This is a genomic window from Sphingomonas hankookensis, assembly GCF_028551275.1.
Taxonomy (GTDB): Bacteria; Pseudomonadota; Alphaproteobacteria; order Sphingomonadales; family Sphingomonadaceae; genus Sphingomonas; species Sphingomonas hankookensis_A.
Window position 1 is genome coordinate 3,461,491 of the sequence record NZ_CP117025.1, and the last position, 15,096, is coordinate 3,476,586.

The 15,096-nt window shown below is 67.5% G+C and carries 15 protein-coding genes; 10 read left to right on the forward strand and 5 right to left on the reverse strand.

The features are described 5' to 3' along the window. Positions 1-76: 76 nt before the first annotated feature. On the reverse strand, positions 77-1,150 hold the full coding sequence (locus PPZ50_RS16485; protein ID WP_272815545.1) for an acyltransferase family protein: 1,074 nt from the start codon (positions 1,148-1,150) through the stop codon (positions 77-79). A gap of 165 nt (positions 1,151-1,315) precedes the next feature. Between PPZ50_RS16485 and PPZ50_RS16490 the strand changes: the two genes are divergently transcribed. From PPZ50_RS16490 to PPZ50_RS16515, 6 genes are all read left to right on the forward strand, one after another. Further along, entirely contained in the window at positions 1,316-2,596 is a 1,281-nt protein-coding gene (locus tag PPZ50_RS16490) for a lipopolysaccharide biosynthesis protein (protein WP_272815546.1), read from the forward strand. Further along, on the forward strand, positions 2,593-3,189 hold the full coding sequence (locus PPZ50_RS16495; protein ID WP_272815547.1) for a serine O-acetyltransferase: 597 nt from the start codon (positions 2,593-2,595) through the stop codon (positions 3,187-3,189). Before PPZ50_RS16490 ends, PPZ50_RS16495 begins: the two co-directional genes overlap by 4 nt. Next, positions 3,176-4,405, forward strand: coding sequence for a glycosyltransferase (locus PPZ50_RS16500; protein ID WP_272815548.1), 1,230 nt, complete (start codon positions 3,176-3,178; stop codon positions 4,403-4,405). The genes PPZ50_RS16495 and PPZ50_RS16500 overlap by 14 nt, the downstream gene beginning before the upstream one ends. A 9-nt stretch (positions 4,406-4,414) precedes the next feature. After that, a complete protein-coding gene (locus PPZ50_RS16505) occupies positions 4,415-5,563 on the forward strand; it encodes an acyltransferase family protein (protein ID WP_272815549.1) in 1,149 nt (382 codons plus the stop codon). After that, positions 5,560-6,627 (forward strand): acyltransferase family protein, encoded by a 1,068-nt coding sequence (locus tag PPZ50_RS16510; protein WP_272815550.1) that lies wholly within the window; start codon positions 5,560-5,562, stop codon positions 6,625-6,627. Before PPZ50_RS16505 ends, PPZ50_RS16510 begins: the two co-directional genes overlap by 4 nt. A gap of 134 nt (positions 6,628-6,761) precedes the next feature. Continuing rightward, entirely contained in the window at positions 6,762-7,208 is a 447-nt protein-coding gene (locus PPZ50_RS16515) for a PilZ domain-containing protein (RefSeq protein WP_272815551.1), read from the forward strand. Positions 7,209-7,211: 3 nt separating this feature from the next. On the opposite strand, the gene PPZ50_RS16520 is transcribed toward PPZ50_RS16515, so the two are convergent. Continuing rightward, positions 7,212-8,615 carry a hypothetical protein gene (locus tag PPZ50_RS16520; protein WP_272815552.1) on the reverse strand — a complete coding sequence of 468 codons (1,404 nt, stop codon included), beginning with the start codon at positions 8,613-8,615 and terminating at the stop codon, positions 7,212-7,214. A gap of 202 nt (positions 8,616-8,817) precedes the next feature. Here PPZ50_RS16520 and PPZ50_RS16525 point away from each other — a divergent pair, with 202 nt between their 5' ends. Continuing rightward, on the forward strand, positions 8,818-9,891 hold the full coding sequence (locus PPZ50_RS16525; protein WP_272815553.1) for a glycosyltransferase family 4 protein: 1,074 nt from the start codon (positions 8,818-8,820) through the stop codon (positions 9,889-9,891). Between the two features lie 116 nt (positions 9,892-10,007). Continuing rightward, a complete protein-coding gene (locus PPZ50_RS16530; protein WP_272815554.1) occupies positions 10,008-10,208 on the forward strand; it encodes a hypothetical protein in 201 nt (66 codons plus the stop codon). Positions 10,209-10,212: 4 nt separating this feature from the next. On the opposite strand, the gene PPZ50_RS16535 is transcribed toward PPZ50_RS16530, so the two are convergent. The 3 genes from PPZ50_RS16535 to PPZ50_RS16545 form a co-directional block, all read right to left on the reverse strand. Then, complete coding sequence (locus PPZ50_RS16535) at positions 10,213-11,520, reverse strand: SGNH/GDSL hydrolase family protein (protein WP_272815555.1); 1,308 nt, start codon at positions 11,518-11,520, stop codon at positions 10,213-10,215. 2 nt (positions 11,521-11,522) lie between these two features. Beyond that, positions 11,523-11,789: a spike base protein, RCAP_Rcc01079 family gene (locus PPZ50_RS16540; protein ID WP_272815556.1), complete on the reverse strand. Its 267-nt coding sequence runs from the start codon at positions 11,787-11,789 to the stop codon at positions 11,523-11,525. A gap of 92 nt (positions 11,790-11,881) precedes the next feature. Then, positions 11,882-13,072, reverse strand: a complete 1,191-nt coding sequence (locus tag PPZ50_RS16545) for a glycosyltransferase family 4 protein (RefSeq protein WP_272815557.1) — start codon at positions 13,070-13,072, stop codon at positions 11,882-11,884. Positions 13,073-13,234: 162 nt separating this feature from the next. On the opposite strand from PPZ50_RS16545, the gene PPZ50_RS16550 reads away from it, so the two are divergent. Further along, the gene (locus PPZ50_RS16550; RefSeq protein WP_272815558.1) at positions 13,235-13,813 is read left to right on the forward strand and encodes a serine O-acetyltransferase; all 579 of its coding nucleotides are present in this window, start codon (positions 13,235-13,237) and stop codon (positions 13,811-13,813) included. A 48-nt stretch (positions 13,814-13,861) separates the two neighbouring features. Further along, on the forward strand, positions 13,862-15,088 hold the full coding sequence (locus PPZ50_RS16555; protein ID WP_272815559.1) for a glycosyltransferase family 4 protein: 1,227 nt from the start codon (positions 13,862-13,864) through the stop codon (positions 15,086-15,088). Positions 15,089-15,096: the final 8 nt, after the last annotated feature.

The window sequence follows — 15,096 nt, forward strand, 5'->3', positions numbered from 1 at the left end:
AAGGGCATGATGCGCCCATAATTCGCGCAAAAGGTCAATCACTTTTGATCGGCATTCGCATTAGCAAGAATCGCCGTTACGGAACCCCCGCCCCCAGATTGGGTCGACGATAGAAGCGGGACAGCAACGGCTTTTCGATCGCATAGTGGACGACGAACGACCCGATCACCGCCGCGACTACCGTTCCGGCCCAGAACGCCCAGGGCGCGCGGTCGAACAGGCCGATCCTGCCCGCGATCGCATCGGTCACGCGAATCGTCACCGGGTGCGACAGGTACAGCGCGTAGGACGCATCGCCCCCCAGCACGAGCAGCCCCAGCCACCGCCCCGGCGTGCCCCGCGGTTCCAGCCCGAACACCGCCCCGCCCAGGATCAGCGCCGCCGGGATGCCGCCGGTCCACAGCCGCCAGATATGGTCGTACAGGTCGAGTTGATAGCTGATGACCGCCAGCACCAGCCCGGCGATGACCATCGCCCACCCGGTGCCGCGCGACACCCGCCAGCCGCGCAGGAACGCGGCCGCCAGACCGATACCGAACAGGAATTCGCCGATGATCGGATAGCCCCAGAAATGCAGCATCGACCACGACGCTGGCACGACCTGTCCGACGACGATCAGCCCGAAGATCAGCGCGACGACCACGGCGACGCCGGTCCGCCGCGAAAAGCCCAGCGCGATCGCGAACAGCGCGTAGAACAGCATCTCGTAATTGATCGTCCAGCCCAGCGTGAACACCGGGAAGCAATATTCGCCGCACACCGGCCCCGGCAGGAACAGGTAGGAGAACAGGATATTGGTCCAGCCCAAGTCGATCGCCCCGGTCGCGAGGCCGACCGACAGAACCAGCGTGGTGAACAGCCAGTACATCGGCACCACGCGCACGATCCGGCGGCGCAGGAAGGTCGCGGTCGCGCCCGGCCGGGCGAACCGGTCGTGCATCAGATAATACATGACGAAGCCCGAGATGACGAAGAACACGTCGACCCCCAGCCCCCAGTCGAGCGGCACGAACGCATAGCGCCCGGCCCCCGCCCCCAGCCGTTCGAGCAGCGCGTGCTGCGTATGGCCGACCAGCACCAGGAACGCGGCGAAGAACCGCAATATCTGAAGCGAATCGAGCCGCGAGGTCGCCCGTCCTGCTGTCTTCACGACCCGCCTTCCCCTCTGTATCGCGCGACCGCCCGGTTCAGCCGGGCGCTTTACGCATGGTTCATAATCGCCTAGCGCAATTTTGCAGTGCAGCAATATCGTTCGATCGCCGGTCCGGCAGTTTTTCGGTTTGCCGGTCCGGCTGAATGGAGTGATGAATAGGCCATGGCAGGGTTTGCGGGCAAATTGATGCGCGGCGGGTTGCCGAACATGGCGATTCGCGGGTCGCAGCTCTTCTTCCGTTTCGCCCTGTCCTTCTACATCGTCAGCGAGCTGGGGCTGGAGGCGGCGGGCATCTACGGCCTCGCGATCGGCGCGATCGGCATCGTGCCCGCGACGGTCGGCTGGGGCCTCAACTATTTCATCTCGCGCGAGGTGGTGGGCCATACCCCGGCGACCGCCGCCGGGCTGATCCGCGACCGGCTGGCCATCACCATCGCGTCGCTGCTGGCCGGGACCATCGTCGCCGTGCCGGTGCTGATCTGGATGACCGGGGGGTTGAGCGAGACCGCGATCCTGATCCTGGTCCTGCTGTGGCTGGAGACGCTGGCGCTCGACATCTACATGCCGATGATCGGGCTGGAGATGGCGTTGTTCGCCAACGTCATGGTCTTCATCCGCTCGGCGCTGTGGATTCCGATCGTGGTCGGCATCGGCTTTGTCTATCCGCCGCTCCAGACGCTGAACGCGATCTTCCTCGGCTGGATCGCCAGCCATTTCGTCGCCTATGCGATGCTGTTCGTCTATCTGCGCCGCTGGCCGATCCGCGAGGGCCTGCGCGAGCGGATGCAGCTCGGACGGCTGGGCAAGCGGGTGCGGACGGCGTGGTACATCTATTTCAGCGACCTGGGCATCGTCGGTCTCGGCTATGCCGACCGCTTCATCCTGAACGCGCTGCTGGGGCTGACCGCGACCGGTATCTACAGCTTCTATTTCTCGATCACCAATGCGCTTCAGACGTTGATCGCGACCGCCGTGGTGCAGCTGGCGCTGCCGCGCATGGTGCGTGCCGCTCGCGGTGGCGACCGGGCCGAATGGCGCGCCGAACTGCGCCGGCAGATGACCAAGACGCTGACCTATGCCGGGGTGCTGGGCGCGATCATCTTCGTCGCGACCGAGATCATCTTCTATGTCAGCCCCGAAGGGCGCTTCCCGGTCTATCGCACGCTGCTGGCGGTGATGCTGCTGGCCGCGACGATCCGGTCGGGGTCGGACCTGCTGAACGTGGCGATCACCAGCATGGGGCGCGACCATGCCTATGCCGTGACCAACGTCATCGGCGTCGTGCTGGCGCTGGTGTTCGGCGCGGGGTTCATGTGGGCGTTCGGGTTGATCGGCGCGGGCATTTCCGCCGTCGCCACCGCGCTCAGCCTGCTGGTTATCCGGGGCGTCTATCTGCGCAATATCACGCAGCCTGCCATCGGCGCGGAAGGGAGCCCCGCATGACCCGGCCGTCGATGGGTACCGGCTGGCGGCAGTTCCGCGAAGCGGTGGCGGGCGACCTAGCCCGCTTCGCGCGGGTCGGCGGGCGCCGCACACCGCAACGCGGCTTCCTGCTGAAGGCGTGGCTGTTCCTGCCCGGGTTCCGGTTCGTCCTGACGCATCGGTTGCAGGCCCTGATCGCGACCGTCCCGGTCGTCGGGCCATTGGTCGCCAAGCTCTACTGGGCGCGAAGCTGCCGCCGCTATGGTTCGGAAATCGCGCAGATCGCCCGTATCGGGCCGGGCTGCTACATCCCGCACCCCTATGCGGTCGTGCTGGGCGATTGCACGCTTGGCCGGAACGTGGTGATCCTCCAGAGCGTCACGATCGGGAAACGTGGCGACAGCGCGGCGCATGGCCCGCGGATTGGCGACGAAGTCGAGATCGGCGCCGGCGCGATCCTGCTCGGCGCGATCACGATCGGCGACGGGGCGCGGATCGGGGCCAATTCGCTCGTCCTGATCGATGTCCCGGCGGGCGCGATCGCCATGGGATCGCCGGCGCGCATCGTCCAGCCCAAGCCGCCTGCCCCGGAGCAAATCCATGAACGCGCCTGATTCCGGTCACCCGCTTCGTGTCTTCTATATCGGCGCCGGCGATCCGGTTTCGCCGCGATCGGGCATGGACGTCGTCGCGCGGGGGCATATCGCCGAACTCGCCCAATCGCCCGACATCGCGCTCAGCGGCGTGTTCGCCACCTTGCCGGCGGATGGTCCCGCCCCCTCGTTCGGCGGGGTGACCGGCTTTCGCGCCGATACCGCCAAGCCCCCCCGCGGACGCAAGTTGCGCCACATGCTGTCGGGCAAGTTGCTGATGAGCATCGGCTTCGTGTCCGAAGCCGCCCGCCGCGCGGTCCGCGACGGGCTCGCCGCAAAGCCGGACATCGTGGTCGTCGACCATATCCAGGCGCTCGCCAACGTGTCGCTTTGGCGCCTGCTGGTCGGGCGCACGCCGTTCGTGTTCGTCGGCCACAATGTCACGCCCGACACGCTGCTCGACGCGGCGCGACTGCGTACATCGCGGGCGTCGCGGCTGTTTCTGCGGCTGGAAGCGCTGCAGTCCTGGATCATGGAAGCGGCCTTGCTGCTGCGCGCTCGCCTGTCGGTCTTCATCTCGCACACCGATGCCGAGCGATACCGCCACTTGACCGGCAGTCGCGCGGTGGCGCTCTGCCCCGTGATCGAACGCGACGAAAGCGTGGCCAGGACGGGCGACGACCGAGACGCCCGCCGCGTCCTGTTCATCGGAAGCCCCGGCTTTCCGCCGAACCGCAGCGCGATCGACTGGATCGTCCGCGAACTGGCCCCCCGCCTGCTGCAGCGCGACGTTCCGGTCACGGTCAGTTTCATCGGCGGCGGAACGCGCGACTATATCGGTCCGCCGGCGACGAATGTCGAAACGCTGGGGTTCGTGGCCGATGCGGAAATGGAGCGGCTGTTGTCGCAGTGCCTGTGCATGCTCAGTCCCGTCGTTCACGGCAGCGGCCTGAAGATCAAGGTGCTAGAAGCGTTCGCAGCCGGTGCCCCGGTTCTTGCCACGCCCCTGTCGCTGCAGGGATTTGGATTCATGGGACAGCCGCCGATGCTGGACCTCGCGGACCCCGATGCCGCGGTCAACCGGATCGCCGCGCTCGCCGCCGACCCCGTCGCCGCGGCGTCGCTGCGCGATCAGGTCCGCCGCGCATGGAGTGCGCATGTCGCGGCACGGCACGGCGCGCTGGCCGACGCCATCCGCGTCGCAGCCGGACGTCGCCGGGTGCATCGGACAGGATAGGATAAGGCGATGACCACCGAGATATTGCCGGCCGGCGAAGCACCCACGCGCGCAATCCCCGCCGCTGTCCTCGACCAGAATCTTTCCATCTATCTCGACCTGTTGCGGCTGGTCGCGGCCGTGGAAGTCGTGCTGGGCCATGCCCGCCATTTCGTCATGCCGCGCCTGCCCGGTTTCCTGTCCGGGCATACGGGAGAAGCGGTCGCGATATTCTTCGTGCTGTCGGGTTTCGTGATCGCCTTCGTCGCCGACCGCAAGGAACGCACCCTGCGCAGCTACGCCACCGCGCGACTGTCTCGGCTCTTCTCGGTCTGCCTGATCGCGCTTGCGTCCAATGTCGTGTTCGATGCGATCAGCCGGCATTATGGCGCTCAGCCGCTGACCGCGCTGCCCTATTACAATGGCGATTACCTCGGCACGCTACCCTTCTCGCTGACGTTCACCAACGAACTGTGGTTCTCGCACCGGGTCTTCGGCACCAACGAGCCCTATTGGTCGCTCGGGTTCGAAGCGGCCTATTACGCCATCTTCGCGGCGTTCTTCTATGGCGGCCGGCGGCGGGGGGCGATCCTGGGGGTCGGGCTGATGCTGTTCTTCGGGCCGAAGATCGTCGCCTATATGCCCATCTGGCTGATCGGCTACGCTACCTATCACCTGCTGCGGACGGGACGCATCCGGCTGCATCCCGCGATGGCCGCCGGAGGCTTCGTGGTGTCGATCGGCCTCTATCTGATGGTCAAACGTACGATGGAGCATTGGGCGTCGCCGATGTTCGAGCCGGTTGCCGCCGAACAGCTGGCACGCAGCTTCGTCTATTTCGCGATCGTCGGCCTGCTGGTCGCGGTCAATATCGTGGCGTTGCGGCAGCTGGCACCGACACGCAGACTGATACCGGACCGCGTCGCTGCGGCGATCCGCTGGCTGGCCGGGGCCAGCTTCACGCTGTACCTGGTGCATCAGCCGTTCCTCGTCATGTTGTCGTCGCTGTTCCCCGGCATCCGCACCAGCGCAGTTGCGGGTGGCGCGGCCATCCTCGCGACGTTTGCGCTTGCCCTGGTGCTGGCGGAACTGGGGGAACGCCGCAAACGCACGTTCCAGTCGGCGTTCGGGCGGATTCTCGGCGTCGCACCTGCATCGAAGGATATGCCGGCGGCATGAACATCGACCGTTCCGAAGCGGCCCCCGTCATCGGTGGCAAGCGTCCCGGCGTCATGCTGTACAATCTGCACGCGTTGCGCGCGGTGGCGGCGATCCTCGTCATCTTCGTGCATACCACCGACGTGCTGGCGCCGGTCGGACTGCGCGACACCAAATTCTATTTCGGCATCGCCGGGGTCGACCTGTTCTTCGTCATCAGCGGGTTCGTGATGACCTTTACCCAGGATCGCAAACCGATCGCCCCGCGCGAATTCGCGATCCATCGCATCATCCGCGTCGTGCCGCTCTACTGGACGATGACGCTGGCGGTGTTCGCGGCGGCGATGGTCGTGCCATCGCTGTTCGCGTCGGAGACGGTGACGGTCGCCAAGCTGCTCCAGTCGCTCTTCTTCTGGCCGTACATGAATGATGTCGGCCGAATCCAGCCGCTGCTGTTCGTCGGTTGGACGCTGAACTATGAATTCTTCTTCTACCTGATTTTCACGCTCAGCATCGCGCTCTGCGCCGGGCGGCAGCGGGTCGCGCCGTTGCTGTGCGTCGCGTTGCTGGCGGCGATCGTCGCGCTGGGCGCGGCCGTGCCCGACCTGCCGGTCGCGGCGCAATTCTTCTCCAATTCGGTGATCCTCGAATTCGCGCTGGGCATCGTCGCGGGCCGGCTGTTCGCGCGCGATGCGCTGCCGCGTGGAGCATGGGCGTGGGCGCTGATGGCGATCGGGTTCGTGGTGCTGCTGGGTGCCGAACAGGCGGGGCTGCGCGCGCCGCGGGTGCTGGTACAGGGGATCGCGGCGACCGTCGTGGTGGTCGCCGCGCTGGGCATCGAACGCGACGGCCATGCGCTGCGCGGGGCCTTCGTCCAGTTGCTGGGGGCGGCCAGCTACGCGCTCTATTTGTCGCATCCCTTCGTCATGAAGGCGTTCGGGATCGTCAGCCGCAAGCTGCCGGCGGGACCGCTCACGTGGATGCTGGCGCTGCTGGCGATGATCGCGTCGGTGGCCGTCGCGATCGCGATCCACAAGCTGTACGAGGTGCCGGTCACCAAATGGCTGCGGCGGCGCGCGGGCTGACCGGCAAGTCCCTGCCGCCGGGCGGCAAGACGTTGCCGGCGCGGTAACCATTTAGGAACACGTTTTCGGAACCGCCCCTGCGGTAGAGCTGCGGTCCAGGGACAATATGTCTCGTGTAGTGACCGGGAACCGACGTGAACATCAACGCGCATCTCTATCGCCAGGACGATCGCCGTCATGAGGATCGGGTACTCGTGGAGCGGGCGGGCACGCTCCGGCTGGCCGAACACCCCCCCGAATCGATCACCATCGCCGACCTGACCCGCGACGGTTGCCGGATCGACGCACCGGTGCCGCTGGCCCCCGGTACGCAGATCGGGGTCGGCATCGCCGGCGTCGGCGTGGTGCGGGCCGAAGTCCGGTGGCGCAACGGGTCCGAACATGGCTGCGCCTTTGCCGAGCCGCTGCGGTCGGGCGCGGTCACGGCGGCGTTGATGTCGAACGTCCATCCGTTTCCGGGCAGCGCCGAACCGGTCGCCGCATCGTCGAAATTGTCGGTCGGCACCAGCAGCGCGGCGTTGTTCGCCATCGCCGCCAGCGGGTGGGGCGTCGTCGCCGCGCTGCTCTGGCTGGTCGACTGACGATCAGTCGAACGTCGCGCCGAGCGGAACGCCCGACAGCGCCGACGCGTCGATCACCACCGGGCGCGTGCCGACATCGACCACCGCCGCGGCGGCGGACGGTGCCGGCTGGCACAGCGGGCGCGCGGCCACCGGTCGGCCGCCGAACGACAGATGGGCGACCTGCCCCTGCTGTTCGGCAAAGGCGACCAGCCGCCGCCCCTGCGCGCCGTCGAGCTGGATCAGCGTCAGTCCGCCCCCCTGGCGCAGTACCCGCCAGCGGCGCGCGGCATGGACGATCCGGGTGACGTCGGCGACCATGCAGACCGCCGGCTTCGGCCGGTAGTCGTAATCGAACAGCCCGAAATTATCCTCCAGCTCGGCCGGGTTCCGCCCCTGGTCGCGCAACTGGTAGATCCAAACGCCGCCGATCCACGGCGTCGCCGCCGCCCACAACAGGAATTGCGCGGCATTGTCGCCCGCCACCTGGCGCGGAATGTCGCAATGCCCGCCGGTCGTCGTCGGCCATCCGGTTTCGGTGATGTAGAGCCGGGGAGCCTTCGCCCCCTGCGACGCGACCAGTTTGCGCCGCAGCCCTTCGATCCGGCCGATCGCTTCGGTCGCGGTGCGGTATCCGGGGCGCAGGCAGTGGTTGTAATAATGGACCGACAGGCCGCTCGCCTGCTGCGCCGCGCCCTGTGCGACGATCGCGTCGGTCCATAGCCATTGCGGGTCCTCGCCCACCGCGCCGACCAGCACGACCGCGTTCGGATCGGCCTTGCGGATCGCGGCGACGGTCCGCTTGGCCAGCGCGGTGTAGTTGCCGGCCGAGCGCGGATCGTCCGGCTGTCCGGCATCGGTCAGCTTGGGCCGGCCGAGGACCGCGCCCATATTCCATTCGTTCCACACCTCGTACATCGGCGGTTTGGCGCGCATCGCCGCCGCCGCCTCGCCGGCAAAGGCCGCGAATTTGGCGCGCCCCTCCTCGTCGATCGGGGAGGCACCCTTGCGGAACGCGGGATGGCCGTAATCGACCGCCAGCAGCGGACGCGCCGGCGTCGCGGCGATCATCCCCGCCAGGCGCGGCGACAGCGATCCGGGCTGGTCCAGCCCGTTGCGCTTGAACACCTGCCACGGCAGGTCGTCGCGGAACGAATCGACCCCCAGCGTCGCGATCGCCTTCGCGGTCGGGGTCGCTTCGTAACCGAAGGTGTGGTTCAGCCCGAAATGCACGCCGACACCCATGGTCAGCGGCGTGGCGCGGGCGGGCAGCGCGGAATAGTCGAGTTTCAGCGACAGCGGTTCGGCGGCGCGCATCGTCCCGCGCGACCATAGCAGCGACAGCGCGATCGCCGCGACGCCGACCAGCCCGGCCGAAGCGATGGTCGCGCTGCGTCGGCGGTCGGAGCGGTGCCAGGATCGTTGCATGTTCTTCTCCGCGGCGATTGGGGACGCCTGGACATACCGCATTGCGGCATGACTACCAATGCGCCGGCGGCGGCCGTGGCACGGCCGGTCGGAATTATCGCGCATCGGGACGCGGTTAGGCCGGTCGGGAGGCCGCACGGGACTCGATTTCCTTTCGCAGTCGCGGCATAGCCGCCCCATGCCAGCCGATCGGGATCGCCCCATGCCGCACATCTACGTCAACGGACGCTTTCTCGGTCGTCCGGTGACCGGCGTCGAACGCTTCGCTCATATGGTGCTGGACCGCATCCACGACCGCCAGCCGCAGGACGGTCGCGCGCCGGGGATCACCATTCTCGCCCCGCCGGGAATCGATGCGCCGGCGAAATGGCCGCGCTTCGCCTTTCGCACGGTGGGCAGCGGCGGCGGCCATCGCTGGGAACAGCTGTCGCTGCCCGGTGCCGCACGCGACGGCATCCTGCTCGGGCTGTGCAACGCCAACCCGGTGCGCAGCCGCCGCGCGCTGACCGTGATCCACGATGCCGCCGTCTATGATTTCGGGCAGGGTTTCGCGCGCAGCTATCGCCTGCTCCACCGCACGCTCGGCCGGTTGCTGGCCCGCCGGTCGCATATCGCCACCGTCTCGCGCTTTTCGCAGGCGCGGCTGGCGGCGGTGCTGGGGGTCAAGGGCGAGCGGATCGCGGTGATCCCCAACGCCGCCGACCATATCCGCGCGATCACGCCGGACGAGACGGTCCTCGAGCGCCACGGCCTGACGCCGGGCAAGTTCCTGCTGATCGTCGGGTCGTTCGCGCCGAACAAGAACCTGCCGCGCGCGATCCGCGCCTTTCGCGCGATCGCCCGGCCCGACGACCGGCTGGTGCTGGTCGGCGCGGCGGTGCGATCGTTCGCCGACAACGCCATGGGCGCGGTGCCCGAAGGGGTGATCCTGCCCGGCCGCATCGGCGACGAGGCGCTGATGACGCTCTACGCCCATGCCCGCGCGCTGGTCTTCCCCAGCCTGTACGAAGGGTTCGGCATCCCCCCGCTGGAGGCGATGCAGTTCGGCACGCCGGTCGTCGCATCGACCATCGCGCCGGTGCGCGAAGTCTGCGCCGACGCCGCGCTCTATTGCGATCCGGAGGACGAGGCCGCACTCGGCGCGGCGATGCGCCAGATGCTGGACGACGACGACGTCCATGCCCGGCTGTCCGCCGCCGCCCGCGCCCGGGCGCTCGCGTTCGACTGGGACGACAGCGCGACACGGCTGCTGGACACGCTCGCCGCCATCGGGTGACGACAGCGATTTCCTTGCTCGGGAGGAGCGGGAGGATGACGGAGGCACGCAATCATGCCCGTGCCTTTCCGTGGCTCGGGCGGCGGATACCGGGCTGAATCGCGCTGCTGTCCGGGTTGCTGCCGGCGTTCGCCATCGGCGTCCTGCTGTGGCGCTATCGCCCGGCGCTGCCGCTTTCGGCACTGGGCGTGCCGTGCATCGCCGGCCTGATGATCGCGTGCCCGTTGCTCGATCGCTGGTACGACCGCCCGGTCAATCGCTGGCTGAACCGGCGGTTCGGGGGCCGCGCGGATCCGGCGCGGATGGCGGCCCCCTGACGCATCAATAGTCGCTGTCGCGCCGCTTGAGCGCCATCTGCCGCACGACGAACTGGCAGCTGCCCGACCCGGCCGACAGCGCCCGCACCGACAGCTGGGCAAAGCCGCCGCTGCCGACATTCGCGCGGATCAGGTGCGGGCGGGTGCGCAGCGTCAGCCGCATCGCCTTGTCCACCCCGACATAATTCGCCGCCGCTGGGGCATAGAGACAGAAATTGTCGTAGCTCTGCCCGCCCGCCCCGGTATTCTGGGTAAATTGCAGGTAGAGCGAGGCCAGCCCGGACGGCGTGCCGAGGATGTCGACGACCGCCACCCCCTCCACGAGGTCGCCGGGCAACAGGTTGGCGGTCGCAACGTCCTGATGCAGCCGCACCTGCGCATTGGCGGCGGTGAAGCTGGCATCGATCGCGACGTTGTTGCCCAGGCCATCGGGATCGGCCTGCGTCGCATAGGTAGCACTTGCCCCGGTGCCGGCCGATCCGACGAAGCCGGCCGGGATCGTGCCGCTCGCCCCGTTCGCCGCCGTGCCGCCATTGGCCGTCACGAACAAAGGGTTGGCGACCAGCTGCCGCCGGCCATTGCCCGACAGCGCGGCGCGCATGTTGAGCGCGGCCCCCGGTCGCGCTGGCACGATCGCTCCCAGCAGCGCGGCGAGGCTTTCCCCCCAATAGGCAGCACCCCGCCCGTTCAGATGGGTTCCGTCATAGGCATGGGCGGCGCGGAACTGCACCGCGCTGTCGGAATAGGCGGGCTGCATCGCCACCAGCCTTGCGTCATGGACATGGACGCCCGGCGCGCGTTCGGCATGGTCGAACAGCATTGCGTTCAGGTCGTTGACCTGTCCGATCTGCGCGGCGGACAGCGCGTTGCTGCCGACCTCCGCCTCGACCACCACGATCATCCCGGCTGCCCGCGCGGTATCGATCATCGTGCGGATATTGGCGAAGGCGGTCGCCCCGCTGGTCGCGGCGCTGGGATAATTCTGGGCGATGTCGTTCAGCCCGGCATGGATGTAGAGCAGCCCCGCCCCGGTGCCGATCGCCGACGACAGGCGCGGCAGCATCTGGTCGGTCCGGTCGCCGGACTTGCCGAAACACGCTCCGATCACCAGCCGCTGCCCCAACAGGGCATTGGCCCAGTTGACCGGCGAGGTCGCGGCATAGCCGCGCTGGCCGCTGTCGATATAGATCGCCGCCGCGCGGCTGTCGCCCAGCGCTGTCACGACATGCGGCAGCCGGCGATTGGGCAGGACGGACAGCCGGGCGAGGCTGGACGGATTGGCGCCACCGACGGCACCCGAAGTGCGCGCCATGGTCAGGCCTCCGCGATCAGGTTGGTCGCGGTCGTCCCGGTCGCGCGGACATATTGCGCGCGCACCGCGACATAGCTGGCGTCGGGAAGGTTGCGATAGGTGACGTCGGCGCTGCCGCGCACCCCGCGCAGCGTCAGGTCGCCACCGGTCCCGACATAGATCCCCTTGGGCACGACGGGCAGTTCCTGCGTATCGCTCGGCACGACGGCAAAGGGTGCGGTGGCCGGAGCCTCGGGGCTGTCGGCATGGGCGGAAAAGCGATCGGCCATGGTTCCTCCTGTCTCGGCCGGCACGGTGCCGGCACAGGAGTTCCCGCTATGTTCTCGTCAGGCTAATGTATCCAACAATCGCCCCCGCTCCTTCAGGCGGCGTCCCCGGCGTAGAAGGACAGATAGTTGCCGACGACCTTTTCCTCCGAAAACGCCTCCAGCACCTCGGGCGCGACGCCGCGCACCGCGCGCCAGTCGTCGGCCGATGCGAGCGCGGTCGCCAGCCGTTCGGCAAGCGCCGCCGCATCGTCCTTGGCATAGATCGCGCCCAGCAGGGCGAGATGGCCGATCTCGGGCGTGCCGCCGGCATCGGAATAGATCACCGCCTTGCCGCGTGCCAGGCAGTCGATCATCGTGCGCGGCAACGGTTCGGGCCAGGTCGACGAGATGATGACGACATCGACCCCGGCATAGAAATCATCGGCATTGACGAACCCCAGCCAGCGGATGCGCGGATCGGGGTAGCGTGCCTGCAGGTCGGCGACATAGCTGCCCTTGCCCGCGCCCGCGATCACCAATTGCCAGTCGGGCCGCTCCAGCCGGGCAAAGGCGTCCAGCACGACCTCGATCCCCTTTTCGGGTTCGACCCGCCCGATGAACCCGAACGTCAGCCCGCCATCCTCGGGCACCGCCGCCGGGGTCGGGGCGGAGCGGACATCGGCGATGTTGAAGATCACGCGCGCATCGGTGTCGTTGAAATAGCCATGGCGACGATGGGTATCGATGACATATTGGCTGTTCGACGCGACCGCATCGACCAGCACCGAATTGTCCTTCTTGCGCCCGGTCAGCAGCTTGCAGTCGACGCAGCGCTGCACGCAGTCATGCCCGCCGCGATAGAGCGAGGCGCGCGCGCACAACAGGCTATAGTCGCGCAGCGTGTGGACGATGCGGATATTGCGCCGTTTGGCCTCGGCCCAGATTTCGGTCGAGAACCCTTGCAGGTTGTTGGTGTGCAGCACGTCCGGGCGGATGCGATCCATCAGCGCGACGAGATCGCGGGTCGCCGCCGGATTGCGCCGGTCGCGCAGATGCCATGCCAGGCGGCGGGGCTTGGATTCGTTGCGTTCGGCGTCGAACGGCCAGTACAGGTTGCGTAGCGGCAAGCGGTGGATCGTCACCGCGCCGTCCTGTTCCTCGCGCTGGTCGTCGGCGTCGTGCAGGCTGGCGACATGGACCTCGTGCCCGCGCCGGGCGGCGGCCCGCGCCAGCAGCGCGACGCTGCGTTCCGCGCCGCCCACGGTCGATGGCGGGTACAGGGTATTGACGATAAAAACCTTCACGACCGCGTCTCCGCCCCTTTTCGACCGATGCCGCCCCGACGACGTAGCGGCGCTACTATCAGCTTACGTCCGGTAAGGATATGGTAGCGCAGGAGACGATACGAAGGTTTCATGCCGCACTGCAACCTTGACCCGGTGCGTGCTTGCGACGAAGGCCCACGCATGACCGATGCATCGTCCCGATCCCCACGATTTCGCACGCTGGTACAGCAGGATATCGCCCATTTCGCCCGGCGCGACGGCGAAGCGATCACGCGCGGCTTCCTGCTGCGCCTGTTCCTGCTGACCCAGGGGTTCCAGTTCGTGCTGGCCCGGCGGATCCAGGACGTGTTGCCGCGCCTGCCGCTCGTCGGGCGACCGGCACGGCGGATCTGGTGGTGGTGGACCTGTCGCCGCTTCGGTGCCGAGCTGGCGATCGACGCGACCTTCGGCGGCGGCCTCTACATACCCCATCCCTATGGCATCGTCGTCGGCGCCTGTACCGTCGGGCGGGACGTCACGATCCTGCAGAATGTGACGATCGGCACCCGTAGCAGCGACGATATCGGTCGCGCAACGATTGGCGATGGAACTTATCTAGCCGCTGGTGCGGTTATACTGGGTCCGGTACGAATCGGTGCCGGCGCAAGGATCGGCGCAAACGCCGTCGTATTGCAGGACGTCGCGGCGGGGGAGGCCGCAGTCGGCGTGCCTGCGCGAACGGTACGTTCCGCGCATAACGCCGATCTTCACTTGAATTAAGGACTTTGCCGTTACACGGTCGGCGAGTTGGGGGGCGCGACGAGTTTCATGCGTATATTGGAAGTAAGCGCCTTCTATACCCCGTACATTATCGGTGGTGCGGAAATCTGTGCCCAGAATTTGACCGAATGGTTCACCGAACAGGGCCATGAGGTCGCGGTGCTGTCGGCCGCGCCGCAACGCGAGCATGAAAGCTGGGGCACGCCGATGAACGGCTACCGCCTCTACCGCGTCGGCACCCCGCATATCTATCCGGTGTTCCAGGCGAGTACCGCGCCGGGCTGGAAGAAGCCGATCTGGCACCTTCAGGACATTTACGACCCGCGCAACGAAGCGATGTTCGAGCGGGTGATCGAGGATTTCCGGCCGGATTTCGCCCATATCCACTGGATTCAGGGGCTGGGCTATAACGGGCTGAAGGTCTTGGCGCGGCACGACATCCCGACCGCGATCACGCTGCACGACCTCGCCTATGTCTGCGTGCGTACGACGATGTTCCGCGGCGACCATGAATGCGTACGGCAGTGCAAGGGTTGCCGCATGAGCATGAACGCCAAGATCGGCTATCTGGAGGATATCCCCCGGCTCGGCTTCATCTCGCCATCGCGCGCGAACCTCGACAAGGTCGGCAGCCTGATGCCGATCGCGCAATATCCCTCGTTCCACATCCTCAACCCGATCACCTACCCCGCCCCCAGCGTCCCCCATATGCCGTCGGACAAGGTGCGGTTGCTGTTCGTCGGGCGGCTGGAGAATACCAAGGGGATCGGCTTCGCGCTCGACCTGCTCGAGCCGCTGGCCGAACGCTACGATTTCCACCTGACCGTGCTCGGCAAGGGGCCGGAGGAAGAGGCGCTGCGCCGCCGCTTCGGCCATCTGCCCTGGGTGGATATCGTCGGCCATGTGCCGTTGCAGCAAGTGGCCGACACCATGGCGCAGAGCGACCTGCTGCTCGTGCCGTCGCTGTGGATGGAGAATTCGCCCGGAGTCGTGTTCCAGGCGCTGGGGGTCGGCCTGCCGGTCCTGGCCAGCGACAAGGGCGGACTGCCCGAACTGATCGATCCGGGCCGCAACGGCTATATCGCGCCGGCGGGCGACACCGATCGCTGGCGCGAGCAGATCGTGTCGCTGCTCGAACGGCCCGAACAGCTCGGCGCGCTGCGCGAACAGACGGCGACGTCGGCGGCGGAGTTCGATTACGGCAACCTCGCGCAGAAGATGCTCGACGCCTTTGCCGTTATCCGCGACCATCGCCGTCCCACCGCGAGCCATTAGGGTGCGGA